The 7086-nt window shown below is 30.2% G+C and carries 3 protein-coding genes; all 3 read right to left on the bottom strand.

The window, feature by feature from the left end; translation table 11 throughout:
- Window positions 1-212: 212 nt before the first annotated feature.
- The 3 genes from ACRDBA_RS08200 to ACRDBA_RS08190 all read right to left on the bottom strand — a co-directional run bounded on the left by ACRDBA_RS08200 (window position 213) and on the right by ACRDBA_RS08190 (window position 6833).
- Window positions 213-1061: a DegV family protein gene (locus tag ACRDBA_RS08200; protein WP_438572438.1), complete on the bottom strand. Its 849-nt coding sequence runs from the start codon at window positions 1059-1061 to the stop codon at window positions 213-215.
- Window positions 1062-1296: 235 nt separating this feature from the next.
- A complete protein-coding gene (locus ACRDBA_RS08195) occupies window positions 1297-6123 on the bottom strand; it encodes an endo-alpha-N-acetylgalactosaminidase family protein (protein WP_438572437.1) in 4827 nt (1608 codons plus the stop codon).
- Between the two features lie 284 nt (window positions 6124-6407).
- Window positions 6408-6833 (bottom strand): hypothetical protein, encoded by a 426-nt coding sequence (locus ACRDBA_RS08190; RefSeq protein ID WP_438572436.1) that lies wholly within the window; start codon window positions 6831-6833, stop codon window positions 6408-6410.
- Window positions 6834-7086: the final 253 nt, after the last annotated feature.

Below are 7086 nucleotides of genomic sequence, written 5' to 3'. Positions count from 1 at the left end.
TCAGACCAAGGATTTGCCGCCGACTTCCTTCAGATTCCACCTCACAATGGACACCCTTGTCTTAAGCTAATGGTTAGCACTATCAACCCCCATATCGGACTTTCACCGACAAGTACGTGCCCATGCTGGGCACACAACTAAAAAAGGATATGTTTTTGAAATCATATCCTTTTTATCTATTTTTTATCTTATAAACTCTGATATACTTATTACTATTTTGTAAAGTATGCTATTCCTACTGCCCCTGGCCCAACATGTGCTCCTATAACAGGCCCAATAGATACTATTTTTATTTCACTATTTAGCTTTTCACTAATTTCATTTGCTATTTTTAATGCTTCCTCTTCACAGTTAATATGATGTATTACTGCATCTCCAAGACCCTTTTCTTCTACTTCTTTTAGGAAGTAACCTACTATTGAATCAACTGCCTTCTTTTTAGTTCTTACTTTTTCTACTACATCTGTTTTACCATCATTAACTGTAAGGATAGGCTTTATTTTTAGTATTGATCCAAATAAAGCACTTGCACTTCCTATTCTTCCTCCCATTTTTAAATATTCTAATGTTTCTGGAGTAAATAGGAATTTACTTTTTGACATTACATCCTTGCAAGTAGCAACCACTTCTTCAATTGTTGCCCCTTCATTTGCCTTTTTAGCAGCTTCTATTACTGCTAATCCCATTTGCATGCAATTTGAACGTGAATCTATTAATTCAATTTTTCTTTCTGGATATTTCTCAAGTATCATTTCTTTTATTAAATTTGTACTTGAATAAGTTCCACTCATTTCTGATGATATAAATATACCTACTATATCATCACCATTTTTAGCTATCTCTTCAAATAAATATTCTACTTCACCTAATGCAGGTTGTGATGATTTAGGGAATTCTTTAAATTCATCTATCATTTTATAAAACTCTTTATTATCAACATCTATTTCTCTAAAGTTTTTATCAGCTATGCTAATATTAAGTGAAATCACATTAATATCATACTTATCTCTTATCTCCTTAGGTATATATGATGTACTATCTGTTATTATCTTTATGCTCATTTTACTCTCCTTAAAGTATTCAAATCTATTTAAAGAATTATATACTATAATATTTAATTACTCTATTTTTTTGTAATAGTAATAATATTCTATATTTTTCTAATTTTACTTCCATATTTTATAATAATAGTATTTGAATTTATTGTCTAGTATATATACTGTCCATATTTTATGTATTTTAAAGTAAAATAAATAAATAGACACTGAATATTCAGTGTCTATTTTAATTAAGATATTACTTTATAACTTTATCTACTATTATGCTTATATCATTATTATCAATTTTATTATCATTATTTACATCATAAGCACTAATTTTTGACCAATCAGCCCCTGAATTGTCGCTTGTTTTTCCATAATATTTAGAAACTATAGATACATCACCAACTTCAAGCTTACCATTACCGTTTAAGTCACAAGATTTTAATTTGCTTACTGCTGCTTGTAAAGATGTTTTAGCTGAATCTACTTCTTCTTGAGTAGCAAGGATATTTGCTAATACAGTTTTAGCATTATCTAAAGCAGTATTGAATTCTGTCCATGCTTCTTCTAAATAGAAGTTATCTTTTCTTTCTTTATTTTCATCATATACTTTTTGAAGTTCTGATTTATTTACTTTATTTACTTCATCAACATATAGATTATCGAAGATATACTCTGTTGCGGCATTTTTTGTAATATCAATGTAGTAATCGTCATAGTTTCCTGTTGTAAATTCAACTTCAATTTGACCTGTTCTACTTACATTTTTACTTGCAATAACTGCATTAGCTGTATCACCAGCTTCTCTTGCTTTGTCTGATTTAACACCTAAAGTAAATGCATTATCTGCCCATGTTAAATAATCTAATCCAACTTTATAAGTTGTGTTTGGCTTAAATCTTATTCTATGAGGTAAAGTTCTCATATAATCTCCTGAACGAACCTTCATTGAATATCTTCCTTCTATAGTATCATTAGTATATGGACTATTAGTTTCTGATAAATGGCTATTATCTGAACTTGTTGATTCAAATGGTCCATATCCTTGATCTACATTTTCAAAATCTTCAAAGTAATCATGACCTCTATTATCACTTACTCCTACTTCTACTACTCTAACATCATCAATATTAGCCCATGAATTTGCTGAACCTTCATGAACATTAAATTTGATTTCTGCTGTAGTTTCTCCTTCTGGTTGAGTAAATGTTACTTTAACTCTTTGATAATAAGAATTTAACTTATCATTATGAGTTGAACCGTATTTAACATTACTTCTATCAGTATAATTTGAAACTTCTTTTCCATCTGGTGTAGTAACAACTATTTCAGATTTTCTTCCTTCTGAAACTTCCATCCAAACTGATGCAGAATAAGTTTTTCCACCTTCTAATCCTGTTATAGTTTGAGTAATTGTTGCATCTGCTCCCTTATTACCTTCTACTTTAACATGTGTATTACCCTTAGCATTATTTACAAAGTTTATATGGTCTGTATTTTCAGCTGTACTTGATTTTTTCCAACCGTAATCCCATCTATGGCTATCAAATCCCATATCTTTTACAAAGCTTCCCTTACTCCATTCCATATCTTGAGTTTCTGGAGCTTCTTCTTTATAAACAATATAAGCAGTATTTGCCTTAGTATTTAAAGTAACTGAACCATCAACAACTTGAACTAAAGTTTTTTCTGTTTTACCTTCATCAGTTAATTTATATAATACTACTGATTCAAGTCCTGCCCAGCTATTAGGTAATTCCCAAGTTGTCTTTCCATTTTCATCTGTCCAGTGATAAATCTTATCCTCTGTTTCAGGATTCCATGGAATAAATAATTTATTTCCATTTGCAATTATCTTATTATCTTTTCTAATGACATTTTTACCATTTTCATAAGTTGTAACAACTTCATTATTTTCACCTAAAACAGCTCTATCATTACTTTCCCATTGACTCATTGGGAAGTGCATTAAATATTTATTAGGTAAAATATTAGTATAGAAATCTCTTATTGTATCATTGTAATTACTAGCACCTTGCCATCCATTAATACCATTTACTCTAGTTGCAACTCCTCTAAATAATCTATGTGAAGAGAATGATTCTTGAGTTTGGTGATTAATAAATCTTGTTAAGTTTCCAGCATCATTAAAGCTTCCTGTTACATGGTGAGCCCATACACTCTTAGGATTAAATGCTTCTGGATATTCACTAGCTATTGCCCAACCTAAATCATTTAGCTTTGATGATAATTTATGAGCAGGCCATCTTGTATCACTATAAACATCAACATATACCATATCTAATCCTGGTACTATTGCTGCTAAATCATCAAGACGTTTTTCCATACCTTCTTCTGTATCTAATATATCATTTTCTCTTATTATTTGCTTAGCACTATCATACCATGACCATGCACCAACATCTGATACTAAGTTTTCACTATATTGCTTAGCTTCTGGATAAGCTTCTGTATGATTAATATGAACACCTACATAAGCTCCATAATTTTGTGCTTCTTCAACAAGTGTTTTAAAGTCTTCTTCTCCACCTGCTCTAGTACTGATATTTGCATAGTCTGGATGAGATGCATCATGACCTTCAGTTTGATATCCCTTAATTATTATATTTTGTTCAAATCCATCTGTTCCTAGGTTAAACTTTTTAACATTATCTAATATTCTTAAGAATGGATATTGAGCAACACTACCAACATTCATAGCAACTGATGAGTATGCATTTTGTACTATATCAATTCCTACTTGCTCTGGCTTTATATCATCTCTGTGAGCTATTGCTCCATCTATATAATCTACTTTATTATCCTTATTTCTATCTCCTGTAATAGTAACCTTAGCCCATGGCTCTTCTATTACTTCATTATCTAAAATACCTCTATACATATATTCATTTGTCCATAAACCTGTTGATTTGTATCCAGCTTCATTTTCAAAAGTTTGATATGCAATTTCTTGATTTAACTTAATTGAGCTACTTGTCATTGATGCTGCTAAAGTATCAGTATTTAAAATAGCTATTGTAGTAGTTGCATAAGTTTTATCTGCACCCTTGTTAGTTAAATCTTCATCTATTCTATTTACTCCTTGATGAAGTATATGGTTTTCACCTTTTAATTTTGCTCCTGGTTGATTACTTCTTACAGAAACTAAACTATTTTCTGGGAAATTAATTGTATATAACTTATTTTGTTCATCATTTATGTTTGTAACATTCATATTTAGAACATTTCCTTCTACCTTATACACAACATCAAATGTCATTCCAAGTTCTTCAATACTCATATGGTAAGCTATAGTATCTCCATTAAACTCTGAAGTAACTACTGGTGTATAAGCTTTATTATTTATCTCAACTACATAATTTTGTGACTCTTGCCCATACATCATTTCTTCATTTTCTTTTAATTGATAGCTTATAACTCTTGGGAACTTATCATCCATTTTTACTTTTAATGCATCTGAATTTATTTCAACTTCATTAAATTCAATATTACTTGAAGCTTCTACAGCTCTTCCTGTTATAACATTAAAGCTTTCAATGTTTCCTCCATTATTACCATGGAATCTGATACCTGACTTTCCTTTATCTCCTGTTACTTCATCAACTACTCCATTGAAGATTTCTCCACCATCTAGATATATAGAAACTACCTTTTCTACTACTTTAATCTTAATAGTATAAGGTTCTGTTCTTCTTCCAAATAATCTTGCACTATCATTATAAATATTTCTACGTTGCCCTTCACTATTTAAAACAAACCAGCTTGATCCCCATGTTCCACTTTGTCCATCTTGTCCAATATATGTCCATGAGTTATTATCTGCGTATCTAACTACAGCTCCAAAATTACCATTATCATTTGCTGGATCTACAACAAACTCAACTTCAGTATTGTAAAGTACTGGTGAATTTTCATCTATAACTATAGCATCGCTAGTTGTTGGAACTTTTAGTTTGTTATCTTCAGAAGCTATATTAGCAGATCCTCTAACAACCTTCATTCCTTCTATTCCTTGTGAAAAGTCACGGTTATACTCAACGTACTCTTCTGGTGGCATTTGAACTTGAATTACAAACTTAGCCTTAAAGCCATCTTTAAAAGTAAGCTCTAAAGTTGTTTCACCTGAATCCTTAATTTTTTCTATATACTCTTTTTTAAATACTAAAGATGTTCCATCTACAGTATAATCAACATCTTTAACTAAAGTTTCTCCTTTTGCTACAATTGATGATAAAGGATTTTCTGCTGTTGATAAGTTTACTGTTATATCTTTTTTACCAGCATCTTCATATTTAATATATTGACTTGATGGACTAACTGAAACCTCTTTATATTGAGAAAGAACTAAATTATCATATATTGCATTTGAGTAGTTCCCATCATATCCCCAACCTCTAAATCCTATTTTACCAGCTCTATCTTCTGTTAAGATATCACCTTGATATATTTGTGAACCATCAACTAAAAGCTTTAAGTTTTTACCTGAAAACTCTAATCTAAGTTTATGGTCTGTATTTTGCCCTAATGCTGTTCCAGTTGTAGTAATAGGCGTATTTGTTTCATTTCCATTAGTTGCTCTTATATAAACCCATGTATTACCTACATCGTATCCAATACACTCATAATTCTTTTCATCTACATATCTAAGTACAATAGCCATTCTTCCCGCATGACTTCTTACTTTCATATCTACTTCTAATTGACCATCTTTAACTACTGGAGAATTATTATCTTTAACTAAAGTAAATGCTTTTCCATCTGCTGAGTTAAATGCATTAGCGCCCTGAACTCTTAAACCACCTTCAGCAGCTTCTATGCTTCCTCCACCCCATACTTTTTCCCATCCACTTATATCACCATTATTAAAATCTTGAACATATGGTGCTGTTTTCTCTTGATTTTCTTTCTTTTCTACAGTGCTAATCTTTTTTTGTGATTCCGACTTGTTTGTAATAGTCTTTTCAGATGCTTTAGTAACTTCATTTGGTAAGATAACTTGCCCAATCAATGACATACTTAAAGCTATCGCAATAATTCTATTTACTTTGTTTCTAATCATTAAATAATCTCCCCTTAACCTTTTTTACTAATATATAAATATTAGTTAACCTTTTATACCCTTCTTTTTATTACAATTTTACCATTTCTTATATTTTTTTACAATATTAATATAATATGGATATTATTTTCGTTGTTTATTTCTAATTAGATTCTACTTATAACCTAATTTACTTATCTCATCTGGCTACCAAGTTTGTTTTGAAAAGTTCTTCGTATATTAGGATATAGGAATGAAAATAAACCTTATGGATTTGCTCATTAAAAAAGAGGCCTTTGGCCTCTTTAAATATACTCTTCCTCTCTTGTAAAAAATAACTCCTTTATTTCAGTGGCTTCATAATTATTATATCTACTCTTATGAATTAATTTGAAAATCTTGTCTTTATTACATGTTATAGTTATGTGCTCAAACTCATCTTTCTTATCTACATCAAAATTCTCTATTTTTTCTAATGGAATTTTAGAAACATTCAATACTTCTGGTAATGCCCCTAAAACCTTGCGATAAATGCCCTCTAAATAAATATTTCTATCTGTTACAGTTAAAATATATTCATTTATATATTCTTCACTCCAATTAGTATCCTCACTAGAAACAGAAAAGCTTTTCAATACTTCGGATGTTTCTTCATTGTTTGAAAAATTTTTTTGACATCTAATTATTGCCTTAAGCTCTTCATTTCTCTCAAACTTAAACTCCATACTCATTTACCTTTCCTCCATACTATTTTCACCTTTATTACTTACTACTATATTTATATAATTTCTATATTCTAATTATGATTACTTTTTATCTTCAAATTACTATTTCTTTCACACATAATAAATCGAGTAGGAGGTAGATAATTATTTTATCTACCGACCTCTCACACCACCGTACGTACCGTTCGGTATACGGCGGTTCATTAGAATTTAATGCATCATTTGATATGTTTGTGTTAGATTAACAAATCCTAGTGAT

This window comes from Clostridium sp. (assembly GCF_051654825.1).
Taxonomy (GTDB): domain Bacteria; phylum Bacillota; class Clostridia; order Clostridiales; family Clostridiaceae; genus Clostridium.
Note: the sequence above shows the minus strand (reverse complement) of the source record. Positions and strands in the feature narration are given on the sequence as shown.

Excerpts from the sequence above, each read along its gene's own strand:
- ACRDBA_RS08200 (WP_438572438.1), bottom strand. The coding sequence starts at position 1,061 with ATGAGCATAAAGATAATAACAGATAGTACATCATATATACCTAAGGAG.
- ACRDBA_RS08195 (WP_438572437.1), bottom strand. The coding sequence starts at position 6,123 with ATGATTAGAAACAAAGTAAATAGAATTATTGCGATAGCTTTAAGTATG.
- ACRDBA_RS08190 (WP_438572436.1), bottom strand. The coding sequence starts at position 6,833 with ATGAGTATGGAGTTTAAGTTTGAGAGAAATGAAGAGCTTAAGGCAATA.